Genomic DNA, 16675 nt, shown 5'->3' on the forward strand with positions numbered 1-16675 from the left:
ATGATTAATTTAATTTTTTTAAGTATTATTCTTATAAAGTGCTTTTAAGTTATCATAGGCGATTTGTATTTTTTCAAACTGTTCTCTTGCGTAAGCTTTTTCTATTGCACTTTTTCCTTGATGAAAATCAGGATGATAAAGTTTTACCAAAATCAAATATTTTTGTCTGATTTCACTAAGATCATTTTGCGGAGTGCATTCTAAAGTATTAAAATAATTACTAAAAAGCTTAGCTAAAGCATTAAATTTCCATTTCATATTTTCTTTATTGTGAATATTTTGGCGAAATTTTTTATACTCTTCGCGGTCAACTTCAAAATTCACGCAATATTTTAAATGCTCGCTCTCATCTGCAAAAGCTTCAAAAAGTTCAAGGGTATTCTCGTTTTTATATTCTAAAATTAGAATATTTGTCATTTCATTGTATTCTATATTATGATCTTGAAAATAATTTCTTATATAAGTAACGAATAATTTTTCATTAGAACTTAACTTCATCAAAATTCTACCCGCAGCAAAATCAATCTTGATAAACAACATAGGCTTAAGCATATTATTTTGCTCAAAATTTAATCTAAAAGTTTTAAAATGAGCATCTTGTAAATTCTCTATACCTTCGTTTGTACTTTTGCGATATTTTTGATCTAAAACTTTTAAGAAATAACGACGCTGTGGAATTTCATTTTCTTCAAAAAAAGAAAAAATTTTATTTTTTCGTCCTATGACCTTTGTGAAATTTTTGGTAATCAAGTCTTTAAAATACTGAAATACGCTAATATCATCTGTATTAACATTGATAGTTTCTAAAGTTTGCACGATTTGCATCTATTTCTCCCATAAAACCTCATTTTCAAAAAGCTCTTTAGTGCCTTTTAAAATTTCATTGGGTGTATAATCGGCTTTATAAGATAAAGATTGACACTTTTTTGCAAAATACCCAAGATAAATATATTCTAAGTTCATTTTTTTAGCTATTTGTATTTCATTGAGCAAAGAAAATTTACCCAAAGAAAAATACGAAAAATCAGGATCATAAAAACAATAAATGCTTGAAATTCCATCCTCTAAAATATCAATCAAATCAACACAAACGAGCTTATCTTCTATATAAAATGCAAGCTCATATCCAAAATTCATAAAACCATCGACATAAAGATTATAATACTGTTTAAAGCTTAAATCATAACGCTTCCAGTTCTTTTTTTCTTCCATAAAACGATGGTATTTATCATATAAAAACAAATGTTCATTGCTTAAATTGGGTGTTCTAAGTATAACTTTGGTGTTAATATTTTTATTTATAACCCTTCTTTCACTTCTTGAAAAATTATATTCATTAACTAAAATTCTAAGACTTAAACATTCATCACAATCTTTACAAATAGGGCGTGAAAAATACCTACCAAAACGACGCCAACCTCGTTTTATTAGCTCATTATTGATTCCTTTAGGGCAATTTTCAATGTATTTATACTCTATTCTTGAGCGTTTATCTTTTAAGTAAGGACACTGATCTTCAAGAGTACAAAAACCAATCTCAAGCATTAAATTTTCTTAATATCTGCATTTTTGATAAATTCGGAAAATTCATCCTGTAGTTTTTCTTGCTTTAAGAAAATTTCTTGCATTTCCTTATCTATGTTTGTTTCTTGATTTTTTTCGCGAATATCTTTAGCTAGTTTTTCTAAATTTTTTACACTTGCACCACTCTTGCTTGATTTCTTTGCTAATTTTTGAGTATTGGTGTTAGCTTGCATTTCTTTTTTAATACTTTTAAGACTGTCTAAAAAATCCATCTATTATTCTCTGCTTTCTCGTATTTTTTTAAGAGTAGCAGCTATTGCAGCTATAACTTCTTCTTTATTTTCTTGATGACGATCTTCTGTTTTTTCTAATAGTTCTTGCATATGTGTTTCTATGAAAGAGGTGTCTAAATACCCTCTTCTAAATTCTCTTGTTTTTGTAATAGCGATTAAAAATGGTATCGTTGTTCTAATATCATCAATCACAAATTCCTTCAAAGCACGCTCAAGTTTATTAACCGCTAAATCATAACTTGTTGCTTTAATAATAAGCTTTGCAAGCATGGAATCATAATAAGGCGGCACAGTATAGTCTTTATAAATATGACTATCAACCCTAACAGATGGTCCAAGAGCTGGGTAGTATTCTCCTATTTTTCCAGGACTTGGAATAAAATTTTTCCATACATTTTCAGCAGTAATTCTAGCTTCAATAGCAAAACCCCTAGGTTTAATATCGCTTTGTTCTAAGTCCAAAATTTCTCCTGCTGCAATGCGAATTTGTCTTACAATAAGATCAATACCTGTAATTTCTTCAGTAATTGGATGTTCAACTTGAATTCTTGTATTCATTTCCATAAAATAAAAGCGATTATAATCATCAAGTAAAAACTCTATAGTTCCAGCATTTGTATAACCTACGGCCTTAGCAGCTGCCACAGCTGTAACACCCATGGTTTTTCTAAGATTATCTGAAATTCCAGGGCAAGGTGCTATCTCAATTACCTTTTGATGTCTTCTTTGGATAGAACAATCCCTTTCACAAAGATGGATAATATTTCCATAGTTATCTCCTAAAATTTGAAATTCTATATGTCTGGGATTAACTACATATTTTTCCATAAATACTTCATCATTATTAAAGTATGTTAAAGCTTCTCTTTTGCAAGATTCAAAAGCATTTTCAAGATCTTGTTCTTTATGAACAACGCGAATTCCACGTCCACCTCCACCACCTGAAGCTTTTAAAATAACAGGATAACCAATCTTCTCAGCAAAAATTTTAATTTCTTCCATGCTATAGGAATTTAATTTTTCAGTCCCTGGAACAATAGGTATGCCATTTTTAGCCATTAACTTACGAGCGATATTTTTATTTCCCATCTTATGGATTACTTCAGATTTTGGACCTATAAAAATAATTCCAGCATCTTCACAAGCCTTAGCAAATTCGTAATTTTCACTTAAAAATCCATAACCAGGATGGATCGCATCAGCACCACAAGCCTTAGCAATCTCAACAATACGAGCAACATCTAAATATCCTCTTATAGCATCCGTTCCTATGCGATAAGCCTCATCTGCGATTTTTACATGCAAACATTCACGATCAGGCTCTGTAAAAACTGCAACACTTTTAATATGTAAATCTCTACAAGCACGGATTACTCTAACAGCTATTTCAGCTCTATTTGCTATGAGAATTTTATGGATTTGATTCATAATTTGCCTTTTTTGTTATATTTTTATTGTTAATTTTAGCAAATTTTCCTTACAAAAACTTAGCAAAAAATTTAATTTATTTTAGTTATAATAAAACTTTTTAAAATTTTAATTCCAATAAAGAAAAGTTATAATTATAATGGTTGCTGATAAAAGATTATTTTATTTAAGTTGTATTTTAATCACCATAGGAATAGTATTTTCATACTCTCTTACAGCTTTTACTGTTCTTTTTCTTGACTATAGTGAGTTTCATTTTTTTATTCGTCAGCTATTTTTTGGAATTAGTGGCATACTTATAATGTTTTTTATTTCTCGATTGGATCCTGATAAAGCACTTTCTAAAAAAATTATTTTAGCTATTTTGATTATTTCTTTTATCTTTATCATCATTTTGCCATTTTTACCTTCTGCATTAGCAACAGCTAGCGGAGGAGCTAAACGCTGGATACGCTTAGGCCCACTCTCTATCTCTCCTGTGGAATTTTTTAAAATAGGATTGATTTATTTTTTAGCATGGAGCTATACAAGGCGTATTGATGATAGTAAAAAAGCTATCAGACACGAGGCTTTAATTCTTCTGCCTTATTGTATCTTAGCTTCTATAGTTATAGGATATATTTATATCACTCAAAACGATTTAGGACAAAGCGTAATTTCTTTCTTTTTGATTCTAGCTTTAGCTTTTTTTGCAGGAGCTAGTAAAAGGCTTTTTGCTTTTGGAACTTTAATCATTATGATGATAGGTATAATGGTAATTTTTAGCAACCAAAGAAGAATTCAAAGAATCGCTTCTTGGTGGGGGAATATACAAGATGCTTTTTTACCTATGCTTCCTGATTGGCTAGCAAATGCTTTAAGAGTAAGTAGCAACAGCGAGCCTTATCAGATTTCGCACTCTTTAAATGCTATAGCCCATGGAGGAATGTTTGGTGAAGGCCTAGGACTTGGAACTTTTAAATTAGGCTTTTTAAGTGAAGTGCATACTGACTTTGTTCTTTCAGGAATTACTGAAGAAATAGGACTCTTAGGTCTTGGAGTTATTTGCTATATTTATCTTTGGATGATTTTAAGAATTTTTAGAATTGCAGGAAGATGCGAAGCTAAACAAGATTTTATTTTTTGTTCAGGCATAGCCTTACTTTTACTTTTTTCTTTCTTTATGAATGCTTTTGGTATTATTTCTCTTACTCCACTAAAAGGTGTAGCGGTTCCACTTTTAAGCTATGGAGGAAGTTCAATGTGGGCAATTTGCATAGGCATAGGATATGTATTAATGATTTCAAAAAAGGTTAAATTATGACAATAGCTTTAACAGGTGGCGGAACTGGAGGGCATTTAGCCATAGTGCGTTGCTTATTAGAAAGCGCAATTAAAAAAAATATAGAATGTGTATACATAGGCAGTCAAAATGGTCAAGATAAAGCTTGGTTTGAAAATGAAATACGCTTTAAGGAAAAATTTTTTTTAAGCTCTAAAGGAGTGGTTAATCAAAGCAAATTTGGCAAAATCAGTTCTTTACTCCACACCTTAAAACTCTCCAAAGATTGTAGAGAAATTTTTAAAAAATACCACATCCAAGCCGTTTTTAGTGTAGGTGGATATAGTGCAGCTCCTGCATCTTTTGCAGCTTTATTCTCACATTTGCCTCTTTTTATACACGAACAAAATTCAAAAAGCGGCTCTTTGAATATGCTTTTAAAACCTTTCGCTACAAAATTTTTTAGCGCCTTTGAAAAAGAATTTAGTCCTTATCCTGTGGCAAATAAATTTTTTGATAATGCTAGGACTCGCACAGAATTAAAAAATATTATTTTCCTAGGAGGATCACAAGGAGCTAGCTTTATAAACGAACTAGCTTTAAATCTCGCCCCAAAGCTTCAAAACCAAAATATTAAAATCATTCATCAATGCGGAAAAAATGATTTTGAAAAATGCAAAAAACACTACCAAAGCTTAAATATCCAAGCTGATGTTTTTGACTTTAGTTCAAATTTGGAAGAAAAAATGAAAAATGCGGATCTAGCTATATCAAGAGCAGGTGCAAGCACCCTTTTTGAACTTTGCGCTAACACCTTGCCTGCTATTTTCATACCTTATCCTTATGCAGCTAAAAATCATCAATACTTTAATGCTAAATTTTTACAAGATCAAGCTTTATGTCAAATTTTCACGCAAGACTCGATCAATCTTGATGATTTTTTAAAAGCAATGTTAAAACTTAACTTAGAAGATATTTCTACAAGATTGCAAAATATAGCACAAAAAAATGGTGGGGATATTTTACTAGAAAAAGCACTATCTGATAACTTGGCTTTTATAAGATAAATATCCAAAGATATTTACCAAAACCCCTACAAAAATCAACATCAAAATAGCAAGTGAAAAATTCTCAAATTTATCGTGTAAAAAACCTATAATCCACTGCCCTTGTGCTGCGATTAAATATCCAAAACCTTGAGCTAAAGCAGAAAGCTTTGCTGCTACTTGAGTATTTGAACTTTTTTGAGCGATAAAAAGTAGTGCAATACCAAAAACCCCACCCCATGGAAAGCCCATGATAAAAGCACTAATGATAATAGAAGTTTTACTATCAAAAACAAAAAGCATGGCAAAAGCAATTACATACATACTACACAAACTTGCTATATAAGGAGTATGTAAATTTTGCCTTAATTTTCCTAAAAGCAATGGGCCAAAAAGGGACACTGGAGCTGCAACAAGTTGAGCAAAAAGAACCATATTTGTAGCAAATTCTTTATCAAAACCTTTTTCTACAACGATTTGAACATACCAAAAAAACAAAGAATAAGCTAAAAAACTTTGAAATCCCATAAAAAGGGTAATCTTCCAAGTGGTTGCATTTGTAAAAAGATTGATTTTTTTAGAACTTTTTTTCTTAGCACGAAAAAATCTACCATTTTTAGCTTGAGGATAATAAACCACCAAAGCTACAAAAGAAAAAATCGCCCAAAAAAACATAGCACCTGCTAAATCAAACACGCTAAGTAAAGGTATAGCTAAAGCTACCCCTGCTATAGAAGAAATACTTAAAATAAGACTATAAACCCCCATCATACTTGCTATTTTTTTAGGAAATTTTTCTTTAATAAAACTAGGCAATAAAACATTAGCGATTGCTATACCACAACCTATGCCTAACATACCCAAAAATAAGCCATATATCCCTGTATAAGAACGCAAAATTTCGCCAATAAAGATCAAAAAAATCCCCACGATAATAGCCCTAATAGGTGAAAAATATCCCACTATAAAAGAAATACTTCCAAAGGCTATCAAAGGTAAACTTGTAAGCACTCCTGCAAAAGTAGAATTTAACCCATACGCATCTTTAATCACATCTATTATAGGCCCTATAGCGGTAATAGGAGCACGCAGATTAAAAGCTACAATCACAACGATGAAAAAATTAAGCCAAAAAATCTTTTTTTGAATACTACTCATAAGATAATCTTTCTTTGCAAACTTGGATATATGTTTTTAAGTCTTTTTCTTTCATTAAAATTTCACGCATACAAATACCTGCTATATTCATATCTTTAAAATTTTCTATATTTTGAGCATTGATACCGCCTATAGCATAAAGTGGAATTTGACTAAATTCAAGCAGAGATTTTAAAAAATCAAGCCCTTTAGGTTCTAAACCCGCCTTACAAGAACTTTCAAAAATATGCCCTACAAAAGCATAATTTACCTTATAACTCATCGCCTCTAAAAGCTCTTCTTTGCTATGGACTGAAGTACCAAGTATATGAAAATATTTTATTAATTTAGGCTCTTTTCTTAGCAAAGAAAGCGGTGCGTGAAAATAACGATGCCCTAATTTTAAACAAACCTTATCAAAAGAATGCAAAAAACAAGTCACTTTTTGCTTTGTGCAAATGCTTAAAACTTCTTTTGCTAAATCATAATACTCAAACTCGCTTAAATCTTTTTCTCTTAAAACTATAGCATCTACCTTAGCCTTAGCAAGTTTTTCAATCTGCTTTAAGAAGTCTATTTCTACACATTTTCTATCGCTTATAGCGATGATTTTTTTATCCCACATAAATGCTATCACTCATCACAGCTTGTAAATTTGATCTTTTAAGCATAGCTAAAATTTCATCTACACTCCTATCATCTGAAATTTCAAACTGCTCATCGCCCTTTTTCTCGCCCTTATGCTCACCTATACCCACACTCACTCCTGCACTCATTTTAGTAGCGCCAAGCTTGATAACCTCATCTCTAAAACCTATTCTTTCACGACTTGAAATGGTAATACCCGCAAAAGGCAAAAAGAGTCTATAAGCACAAAGTACTTGCAAAAGGCGTTTTTCACTCACATCTTTAGGATGGATTTTAGCATTATTGATAATAGGTCTTAAACGTGGTACTGAAATAGAAATTTCAGCATGCGGATAAGCTTGTTGTAAAAAATGCGCATGAAGTGCCGTAGCAAGGGCATCTTTTCTAAAATCATCTATACCTAAAAGTGCCGCAAAAGCCACTCCACGCATACCTGCTTTTAAAGCTCTTTCTTGAGCATTAAAGCGATAAGGAAAAATGCGTTTTTCACCACCTAAATGAATTTTAGAATATTTTAAAGGATTGTAAGTTTCTTGAAAAACAGTCACATAATCACAACCCTTTTCATGCAAAATTTTATATTCTTCTTCATTCATAGGATAAATTTCAACGCCTACAACCTTAAAATACTCTCTAGCAATCTTGCAAGCATTTGCTATATATTCTACACTTGCAAACTCCCTACCCTCACCTGTTAGCATTAAAATTTCCTCTAAACCACTTTTAGCAATAGCTTGCATTTCTTCATGAATTTCAGCTTCACTTAGCTTAGCTCTTGCGATTTTATTACCTTTTTGAAAACCACAATAAACACATTTAGAATTACAATAATTTGACAAATAAAGTGGGGTAAAAAGAGAGATAGAATTTCCAAAATATTTTTGCTTGACTTTAGCGGATTTAAAGGCTAATTCTTCTATGAAATCTTCTGCCGCACTTGAAAGCAAGGCTTTTAAATGCTCTATGTTTAAATGTGTTTGATTTAAAGCATTTTTAACATCTTTGGCGCTAAATTGACTCTCATCATAGCTTTGAACTTGAGTTAAAACCTTGTTTAAAATTTCGCTTTTTATTTCCTGCATATGAGGTAAATACTGCATATAATCTTGCATGATTAATCCCTTAAAAAGCCTGTTAATGGAGAACTTGCTTTAGCCTCGCTCACACTTGCTAAACCTGCTAAAAAAGCCGCTCTTCCTGCATTTACCGCCAAAGAAAAAGCTCTAGCCATCAAGGCTATATCTTTAGCTTCAGCTATAGCTGTATTTACCATCACCGCACTTACTCCCATTTGCATAGCTTCACAAGCTTGCGCAGGACTTCCAATACCCGCATCTACAATGATAGGCAAATCAATTTCATTAAGCAAAATTTGTATAAATTCCTTAGCACATAAGCCTTTATTGCTCCCAATAGGTGCTGCCAAAGGCATGATAGCCGCAGCTCCTGCATCACGCATAGCTCTAGCTGCGTAAAGATCAGCATGCATGTAAGGTAAAGGCGTAAAGCCCTCTTTAGCTAAAAGCTCGCAAGCTTTAATCGTTTCATAATTATCAGGCAGCAAATACCTACTATCGCTTATCACTTCTATCTTGATAAGTTCTCCACAACCAAGCTCTCTTGAAAGCCTTGCAATACGTAAGGCTTCATCGGCGTTTCTTGCACCTGAAGTGTTGGGTAAAAGTGTGATATTTTTAGGGATATAATCAAGTATATTAGCAATTTCCCCTGTATTTGCACGGCGTAAGGCTAGAGTGATAATCTGTGCTTTAGCTTCTTCTATGGCTGATTTTATAAGCTCTAGCGAATATTTTCCAGAACCTAAAATAAATCTTGAATCAAACTCGTATTTACCTATTTTTAATTTATCATTTTTTAAATTTTCTTGCATTTTTACTCCTTATTTGCTAAAAGCTCTAAAACAAGATTGCTTTGATGTCCTGCGCAAATATTTACCCTTGGTGCCATAAGTCCATTTCCTAGCTTAGCACCATTTACCAAATCCCCACATACATAGAAATTTTTAGCAATTTTTCTTGTTTGTATGCTGTTGCTATCACCATAGCCCGCAAGCCCTGAAGCACAGATTAAAATACTATCTTTGTAAAATCTATGAAAATTTTGCGCCATCATCGCTTTTGCGATAGCACTATCAAAGGCTTCACAAACTATATCTATATCTTTAAACAAAGACTTTAAATTATCCTCATCGATTTTTAAAGTGCAAATTTCAACGCTGATATAAGGGTTAATCTCGCTAATTTGCTCTTTTAAAGCTTCGGTTTTAAATTTACCCAAATCACTTACACGGTAAGCTTGACGATTCAAATTACTAGGTTCAATCACATCAAAATCAATCAGCTTTAAATACCCCACTCCACTTCTTGCCAAATTTATCGCTATATGTGAGCCAAGCCCACCTAAACCACAAACTGCCACGCGCCCATTTTTAAGTTTATCGTGAAGCTTTGGAGTGTGTCTTGCTCTCATCATAGCATCTAGTGCATCTTTTGGAGGTAAAGTATTTCTTTCTATGCAAAAAAGCTCATCATCTTCGTTTAAAGCGATATTCTCTTTTGTTGCAAAACCATTGATAATCCATACATCATTTTCATTTTTGCTGATATTTTCAAAAAATTCCAAACTTGTTTTAAAGTCTGTATCAAGTTCTTTACCATTAAATTTCACTCTCATCAACCGCCTCCTACAAAACTTACGATTTCAGCTTTATCGTTTTCTTTTAAAATCAAATTTTCAAATTCGCTTTTTGGTATGATTTCTCCATTTAATTCTAAAGCGATAAGTTCGATTTTCAAGCCTTTTTCTTTGATAAAATCCATAAATTTAAGCTCTTTAAGCTCAAATTTTTCTCCATTGATAATCATCCTAAACCTTTAAAAATTTTCTATCAAGTCTTTAAAAACAAGGCAAAGTTTTTCAAATTCTTCTATGCTTACTCTTTCATCAATAGCGTGAATTCTATCATTGCAAACCCCAAATTCCACTACTTTTACACCATATTTTGCAAAATACCTTGCATCACTTGTACCGCCTTTGGTATTAAGCTCTGGCACTTCATGAGTGATTTTTTGAACGCTTTCATTCATTTTTTGAACGATTTTATTATCGATATTTGTCAAAAAAGCTTCGCTTGATTGTTTTAGCTCTAACTCATAGTTTAAACCATGACAAATTTTTTCTACATAACTTTTTACATCTTCTAAACTTGTATCAGGGGAATTGCGAACATTAAACATAAGTTTTAAATCATTTGGCGTAACATTACACACCCCCATACCTCCGCGAATATCGGTAATAACGATTTTTGAAGGACTAAATTCAGCACTTCCAGGATCAAGATCAAAACCCGCTAAAAGCTTTAAAACCGGTGCAAAATCATGCACAGGATTGATACATTTTTCAGGATAAGCAACATGCCCTTGTTTTCCGCGGATTAAAAGTTTTCCATTGATAGAACCACGACGCCCTATTTTGATACTATCGCCGATTTTTTTAACACAGGTTGGCTCGGCAACCACTGCATAATCAGGTAGCATATCTCTTTCTTGCATCCATTCTAAAACAGCCTTAGTTCCATATATAGCTTCGCCTTCTTCATCACTTGTTAAAATAAGACTCAGTCTTGCTCCTTTAAAATCCGCATTCTTTGCCGCATCTACAAAGGCTGCTACTCCGCTTTTCATATCTTGAGCACCTCTTGCATAGATAAAGCCTTCTTTTTCCATAGGCACGAAAGCATCGCTACTCCAACCCTCGCCTGCAGGCACCACGTCTACATGCCCACCAAAAGCTAAATGCTCACCCTCATCTTTAAATTTTTTAGTGAGTAAAAGGTTTTTAATGCCTTCTTTTTCTATAAAAAAAGCTTCAAAATCACTCAGTTCCATAGCGATGAAATTTAAAGCTCCATCATCATTTGGCGTAACAGATTTAAATTTTAAAAGTTCGATTAAAAATTCTTTTGCATTCATTTTTTATCCTAAGAAAGTTTTATATAATAAATTAAGAGCAAAATACTCTATAATTATAGCTGAAATTATATTGATTATAAAAACAACTTTTGCACTAAAAACATGACTATATCTTGCCACCACAAAGGCTAAAGCACTTACCCAAAAAAGTATAGCCACAACAAGCCCTAAAGTCATCAAATAAGCATGATCACTACTTAAAACCACGCTTGCAGCACTAAGCCAAAATCCTATCACAAAAGGATTTGAACCATTTAAAAAAGCTCCTTTAATATAACTTTTCAAAAGACTTTCTTTAAATTCTTTATGCTCTAAATTTAAGCTTTCTTTCTTTTTTCTTAGCATCAAATACGCCATATAAGTTAAAAAACAAAAACCAAAAATCGCCAAAGAACGCATAAAAATAACATTGTCTAAGAAATTTAAAAGCCCAAATTGAAGCAAAAAAAGATAAAGCATATCTATACTAAATGCTCCAAGTCCTACAGCTATGGAATTTTTAAAAGCTTTTAATGCATAAGTTAAAATCAAAATATTTACAGGCCCAAAAGGCACGCTCACTCCAAAGCCCAAAAAAACTCCACTTAAAAAAGAATCAAACATTACCATCTTTCATAAAATTTTCTATATCAAGTGCGATTTTATCAATAGCACTTATAATATCTTCTATATAGATTTTATCAAAATACCGCTCTAAATTCGCATCTTTTTCGTAGATATTTAAAATACTTTTTTCGCACATTGAAGCATAACGCCCTACAGGCAAAACCGCCCCACTTGTGCCTATGCTGATAAAAAGCGAAGTTTGATTTAGCAAAGAATAAAGCGTAGTATAAGCAGGAGCTTGCTCTTCAAACATGACTATATTGTGTCTTAAATCCTTGCTTTTGCATTTTGGGCATTGTTTATCTGTGATTTTTTCATAGCCTATATTAAAAATTTCTTCGCATTTTAAGCAGCGAAGTTCAGGCAAAAAGCCATGCAAATGAATCACATCTTTACACCCTGCACGCTCTAGCAAATCATCTACATTTTGCGTGATAACAAAAAGATTTTTACCCCATTTTTCTTTTAACTGTGCAATTTTTTCATGAGCATGATTTGGCTTTACATTTTGAAGTTGTGCTCTTCTTGCATCGTAAAAATCAAGTACTTTTTTAGGATTTTTTCTAAAACCTGTTGCAGAGCAAACCTCCATCACATCGTATTCTTCCCAAAGCCCGTCATTATCCCTAAAAGTTTTGAGCCCACTTGGAGCACTAAGCCCTGCTCCGCTTAATATCATAATGTTTTTCATAGCTAAACCTTATAAAATTTACAAAGTTTAGCGAAAAATGCTTTAAGAAAATAAATATTTTTGCAAGATTTTTTCTTTTTCTTTTTCTAAAAATTCTAATTTAAGATTAAGAAAATCAATTTGTTGTTCTACTAATTCAATGTTTTGAACAATTTTTTCTTGAATTTCTAACGGTGGGAGTGGGATTGTAAGATTTTCATAAAAACTTATAGGAACTCTTTTGTGTCCGCTTGCTCCAGTCATAGCAAGAGCTGCTTTTTCTCTTATATTTTGTTGATTTAGATTATAGAATAAGAAACTGCTATCAAGCCCTGTTTTTGCTCTAAAAATATGAAATTCTGTGCTACCAAAACCTATGTTATTTGTTAGATTTTTTGCGATAGCACATTTACCATTTTCCATGCAAGGAGTAATTTTTGCAATCAAAATATCATTTTCTATAAAATATGTGTAGCCTTTTCTTACTTCGTTTAATGACCTATCTATCTTACTTTGAATATAACCCTTATCTGAAACACTAGCCATTTCTATAAATGAGACAAGCATATTTTCATCAAGTTTTGATATTTCTTTTTTGCTAGGATTAAGTTCTATATATTGTTCATTCTTTAAAGAAATTCTCTTCCAGCCATCTTTTGGAGATATCGGAAGGGTGTCTAAAATAGCTTTTATATTCTTGACGAATTCTTTAAATTTCTTTAAGTCTTCTTGCCTTGCATTAGTAAAATCATCTATAAATGAAAACAAGAGATTAAAATCAAGCTTAGATTCTAATTTTTGCAAATTTTCTAAAATAGAATTTAGTTCATATTCTTGATTGTCCTCTATGATGCCGCATTTTTGAAGCATTGCTTTGATTAGGTTTTGATACTCTTTTATACTCAAGCTTAAAGCATTATGCTGCTCTTCTACTTCTTCACACTCTACAACGATTTGCTTTTGAATTTCAAGCGGTGGTTTTGGAATAACCATATTTTGCAAGATTCCTAAATTTATATTTTGTTGCGAAGTTGTAATAACTTCGTTATATAATTGAAATTTAAAATAATCAATAGCATACATAAGATATTTATTTATAAATTCTTCATTTGGAATAATAGCTACTATAGCTTGATTTGTTGTCATATCTTCGCCTAATATTCCAACTCTACCAATAGTTGCATAAATTGAAACAACAACAGCACCTTTTTGTATCATTTTTGCATTAGAATTCTTAAAACCCTCTCTTGTAATTTTTTCTTTAGTATCCATAATAACTTGACGATTAGAGTAATCGCTAATTGTTAGCCACTTAATATCCCCATTCCAATAATTTATATTTTTTCTTGATGGTGTTCCTCCCATGAAAAAATCTCCACAAATTTTCAATTTAACCAATGGGTATTGAGACTTTATTTCTTCTCTTTGAGTTTTTGGATTTAAACTTATAGCTTTATTAAATTCCACTTTTTCAAAATCTATCATATCAACAAGCCTTGCTTTTGTAGCATAAGTCTGTAATTCTTGCGGGATAACATCAAGCGTATTTAAAAAAGATTTGTAGATTAAAGTATTAAGCTTAGTTTCATTTTGCGGATTGCCTCTTTCAAAAAGTGGGCTCAAATAAGGTTCGTGCAATTCTTTTAAACCTTCATCACCTTTTCTATTGCTCCACTCATAACCTAAAAATTTCTTTTGTTCTTTTATATCACTTGGGGATTTTATGATTAAAACTTCTTGATTAAGACTTAGACAAAAATAAAGCAATTTATCCTTTTCTATTGCCTGAGCATAAGCTAAAAAGGCTTTATCTTCTAAATCTTGCTTATCTTTACTTTCTTTATAAATTTTAGATTCTTTAAGTTTTTTATAATCACTTGTTTGCCTAAATGCATTGCGATAATCTTTAAAGGCTTCTAACTCTACAAGATTAGAATCTAAGTTTCCATTTAAAAAATTGCTATAAAGCTCTTTATCAAATTTTCTAAAATCACAATACGCACTTAGATAATTTTGATAAAAGTTTTCATTGTCTTTTAAATTTTCAGCTTCTATGCGTTCTTTAATCAAACTATAATCTTGAGAAATAAGATGATTTTCTTGTTTAAAAGTTTCTTTTTTGCGTAAAAATAAAATAATCGTATTTGTCCCTGTTGCTCCAAATGTTTGGCTTCCAAGCTCTACAATGGCAATAAAATCAAAATTTTGAAATAATATTTCTCTTGTATTTTTATAAATAGAATCTTTATTTAAAATAGAACTTGGCAAGATAATAGCAGCTTTAGCATTATCATTTAAAATTTGATTTGCTCGCTCACAAAAAAAGCATTCGATAGAATTATTTGTTTCTATGTTTATATCATCGTTAAAAAGTTTATAGGTATTTTTAGATTTATCACTTAAAGTTTCTAAAAATCCTTTTACAGAATAAGGTGGATTTGCTATAAGCAAATCAAAACTATTTGATTCTATTTGTGGTTTTGCTTTTTCTCCTTCTAAATTATTTGTATTTGCTAATTCAAAAGAAGCAAGTGCATCAGCGTATAAAATATTGATTTCATTTTGCCCATACATTGCACTTGATACCTTAGAAACCTTACTTAAGCGATACTCTTTTTCAATACCATAAATATTTTTATAATGCTCTTTAAGCTCATCTTCTGTTAGATAACGCTTAAGCTCATTGGCATAGGTGTTTAAAAAATGTCCAGCACCACAAGCATAATCAATCACCCTTAAAGCTTTAGAGTTTTTGCTTAACATTTCTTGAAGCGGTAAAGAATACATAATAAATTCACAAATTTGAATAGGGGTAAAAAACTGCCCTTCATCTTGCTTCATACCTTTTTGCAAAAAAAGTTCAAAAAGATTGCCTAAAAATTGATTTGTAGAGTTTTGGGTAAGCTTGTAATTTGCAAAAAGCTCTACTATTTCTTTTAATACAAGTGCATTTTTTAAGAATAATTCTTTATTATGCACTTCTAAAAATGCAAAATCATTATTTGAATAAAATTTTAATTCTTTGATGTAATTTTGCATTACTTCTTTTAAAGTTTTTATCTTTAATTGCTTAAAGTCTTTTTCTATATCTTCATTAGATACAAAGGTAATTTTCTCTCCTAAGAATTCTTTCATAGCTTCTTTATAAAGCCACATTAATCTATCTTGCATATTTGCATAAGTATCTGCCATTACACCAAAATATCCAAATTTGAGATTGTTTTTATTAAAAGTTTCATCATAAATTTTGCAAAGAAAAATATTTACAAGTTTATCAAAGGCATTTTCCTTGCCTGATATATTATGCTTGCGTAAAATTTTTGCAAATTCGTGATATTTGCCTTCTTCTTTAAGTTCTTTAAGATTATCAAAAGTTGGAGTAATTTCTAAAATTTTATAGGCATTGACATTTGCTTCAAAAATACCTTGCTCGAAATATTGCAGTTCATAACTTTCTTTCCAAGTTTTAAAAAGTTCTATATTGTTATTAGATTTTTTATAAGAATTTTGTAATTCTTTTTCTTTTAGATATTCTTCGTTATCGTAAGCTTGTATGATGTAATTTTTATATTCTAACTTATCGCTAAAATCACTTGTATAAAGACAAAGATATTTTACACCTTTTTCTTGCTGAAAATAAGAAAAAAGCTGCCCACCATCTTCTTGCATTCTATTCCATTCTTTTATAAATTCACTATTTTTAAAATCTGTGGTTTTACATTCTATAATTAAATAAGGATTGTTTTCATTATCCTTTACTAAAATATCAGCCTTACCACCTTTTTTATCCCTGCCAAGATTCCATTTTGGCTCTAACTCTAAATGTTGAGCCTTGTAGCCTTTTTCTAAAAGTCTATGCACACATTCAAAAACTACAAAATTTTCAGGGTGTGAAAAATTAGAAGTAGTTTTATCGTGAATTTTTATTTCTTTTGGGTAATTAATACTTTGGTTTTTATAATCTATTAAAAGTGTGCAATTATTGATTGTTTTTACATAATTTTCATTTTTATTTTTAAAGCCTAAGTTTTCTAAAACATATTTTAAATTATCTTTTGTAATCATTTATT

16 protein-coding genes are annotated in these 16675 nt (G+C 31.1%); 2 read left to right on the forward strand and 14 right to left on the reverse strand.

Annotation, left to right across the window (positions count from 1 at the left end):
- Positions 1 to 18: 18 nt before the first annotated feature.
- From ELQ05_RS00300 to ELQ05_RS00315, 4 genes are read right to left on the reverse strand one after another with little or no spacing between them, the layout of a single operon-like run.
- Positions 19 to 825: an adenylosuccinate lyase gene (locus tag ELQ05_RS00300; RefSeq protein WP_002861764.1), complete on the reverse strand. Its 807-nt coding sequence runs from the start codon at positions 823 to 825 to the stop codon at positions 19 to 21.
- Positions 826 to 1545, reverse strand: coding sequence for an arginyltransferase (locus tag ELQ05_RS00305; RefSeq protein ID WP_134239826.1), 720 nt, complete (start codon positions 1543 to 1545; stop codon positions 826 to 828).
- Positions 1545 to 1796, reverse strand: coding sequence for a hypothetical protein (locus tag ELQ05_RS00310; protein WP_038816117.1), 252 nt, complete (start codon positions 1794 to 1796; stop codon positions 1545 to 1547). Before ELQ05_RS00310 ends, ELQ05_RS00305 begins: the two co-directional genes overlap by 1 nt.
- Positions 1797 to 1799: 3 nt before the next feature.
- The gene (locus ELQ05_RS00315) at positions 1800 to 3245 is read right to left on the reverse strand and encodes an acetyl-CoA carboxylase subunit A (RefSeq protein WP_002856595.1); all 1446 of its coding nucleotides are present in this window, start codon (positions 3243 to 3245) and stop codon (positions 1800 to 1802) included.
- Positions 3246 to 3384: 139 nt separating this feature from the next.
- Here ELQ05_RS00315 and ftsW point away from each other — a divergent pair, with 139 nt between their 5' ends.
- Both ftsW and murG read left to right on the forward strand, forming a co-directional pair.
- On the forward strand, positions 3385 to 4548 hold the full coding sequence (gene ftsW / locus ELQ05_RS00320; protein ID WP_002853553.1) for a putative lipid II flippase FtsW: 1164 nt from the start codon (positions 3385 to 3387) through the stop codon (positions 4546 to 4548).
- The gene (gene murG, locus ELQ05_RS00325) at positions 4545 to 5573 is read left to right on the forward strand and encodes an undecaprenyldiphospho-muramoylpentapeptide beta-N-acetylglucosaminyltransferase (protein ID WP_070317100.1); all 1029 of its coding nucleotides are present in this window, start codon (positions 4545 to 4547) and stop codon (positions 5571 to 5573) included. Before ftsW ends, murG begins: the two co-directional genes overlap by 4 nt.
- Here the strand turns inward: murG and ELQ05_RS00330 are convergent.
- From ELQ05_RS00330 to ELQ05_RS00375, 10 genes are read right to left on the reverse strand one after another with little or no spacing between them, the layout of a single operon-like run.
- Positions 5544 to 6710, reverse strand: coding sequence for an MFS transporter (locus ELQ05_RS00330; RefSeq protein ID WP_070317099.1), 1167 nt, complete (start codon positions 6708 to 6710; stop codon positions 5544 to 5546). The genes murG and ELQ05_RS00330 overlap by 30 nt on opposite strands.
- Positions 6703 to 7314 (reverse strand): thiamine phosphate synthase, encoded by a 612-nt coding sequence (locus tag ELQ05_RS00335; protein ID WP_070317098.1) that lies wholly within the window; start codon positions 7312 to 7314, stop codon positions 6703 to 6705. The genes ELQ05_RS00330 and ELQ05_RS00335 overlap by 8 nt, the downstream gene beginning before the upstream one ends.
- Positions 7304 to 8449 carry a 2-iminoacetate synthase ThiH gene (gene thiH, locus ELQ05_RS00340; RefSeq protein WP_070300990.1) on the reverse strand — a complete coding sequence of 382 codons (1146 nt, stop codon included), beginning with the start codon at positions 8447 to 8449 and terminating at the stop codon, positions 7304 to 7306. The genes ELQ05_RS00335 and thiH overlap by 11 nt, the downstream gene beginning before the upstream one ends.
- Before the next feature lie 2 nt (positions 8450 to 8451).
- Positions 8452 to 9228 carry a thiazole synthase gene (locus ELQ05_RS00345; RefSeq protein WP_057100806.1) on the reverse strand — a complete coding sequence of 259 codons (777 nt, stop codon included), beginning with the start codon at positions 9226 to 9228 and terminating at the stop codon, positions 8452 to 8454.
- Between the two features lie 2 nt (positions 9229 to 9230).
- The gene (gene thiF, locus ELQ05_RS00350) at positions 9231 to 10034 is read right to left on the reverse strand and encodes a thiamine biosynthesis protein ThiF (RefSeq protein ID WP_079862149.1); all 804 of its coding nucleotides are present in this window, start codon (positions 10032 to 10034) and stop codon (positions 9231 to 9233) included.
- A complete protein-coding gene (gene thiS, locus ELQ05_RS00355) occupies positions 10031 to 10222 on the reverse strand; it encodes a sulfur carrier protein ThiS (RefSeq protein WP_002836054.1) in 192 nt (63 codons plus the stop codon). The genes thiF and thiS overlap by 4 nt, the downstream gene beginning before the upstream one ends.
- 9 nt (positions 10223 to 10231) lie before the next feature.
- Positions 10232 to 11329 carry a succinyl-diaminopimelate desuccinylase gene (dapE, locus tag ELQ05_RS00360; RefSeq protein ID WP_002877725.1) on the reverse strand — a complete coding sequence of 366 codons (1098 nt, stop codon included), beginning with the start codon at positions 11327 to 11329 and terminating at the stop codon, positions 10232 to 10234.
- 3 nt (positions 11330 to 11332) lie between these two features.
- The gene (locus ELQ05_RS00365; protein ID WP_002861777.1) at positions 11333 to 11932 is read right to left on the reverse strand and encodes a LysE family translocator; all 600 of its coding nucleotides are present in this window, start codon (positions 11930 to 11932) and stop codon (positions 11333 to 11335) included.
- Positions 11925 to 12626, reverse strand: a complete 702-nt coding sequence (locus ELQ05_RS00370; RefSeq protein WP_070317096.1) for an NAD-dependent deacetylase — start codon at positions 12624 to 12626, stop codon at positions 11925 to 11927. The genes ELQ05_RS00365 and ELQ05_RS00370 overlap by 8 nt, the downstream gene beginning before the upstream one ends.
- 42 nt (positions 12627 to 12668) lie before the next feature.
- Positions 12669 to 16670, reverse strand: coding sequence for an N-6 DNA methylase (locus ELQ05_RS00375; protein WP_134239827.1), 4002 nt, complete (start codon positions 16668 to 16670; stop codon positions 12669 to 12671).
- Between the last annotated feature and the right edge of the window lie 5 nt (positions 16671 to 16675).

Source organism: Campylobacter sp. US53, assembly GCF_004378995.1.
GTDB classification, from domain to species: domain Bacteria; phylum Campylobacterota; class Campylobacteria; order Campylobacterales; family Campylobacteraceae; genus Campylobacter_D; species Campylobacter_D jejuni.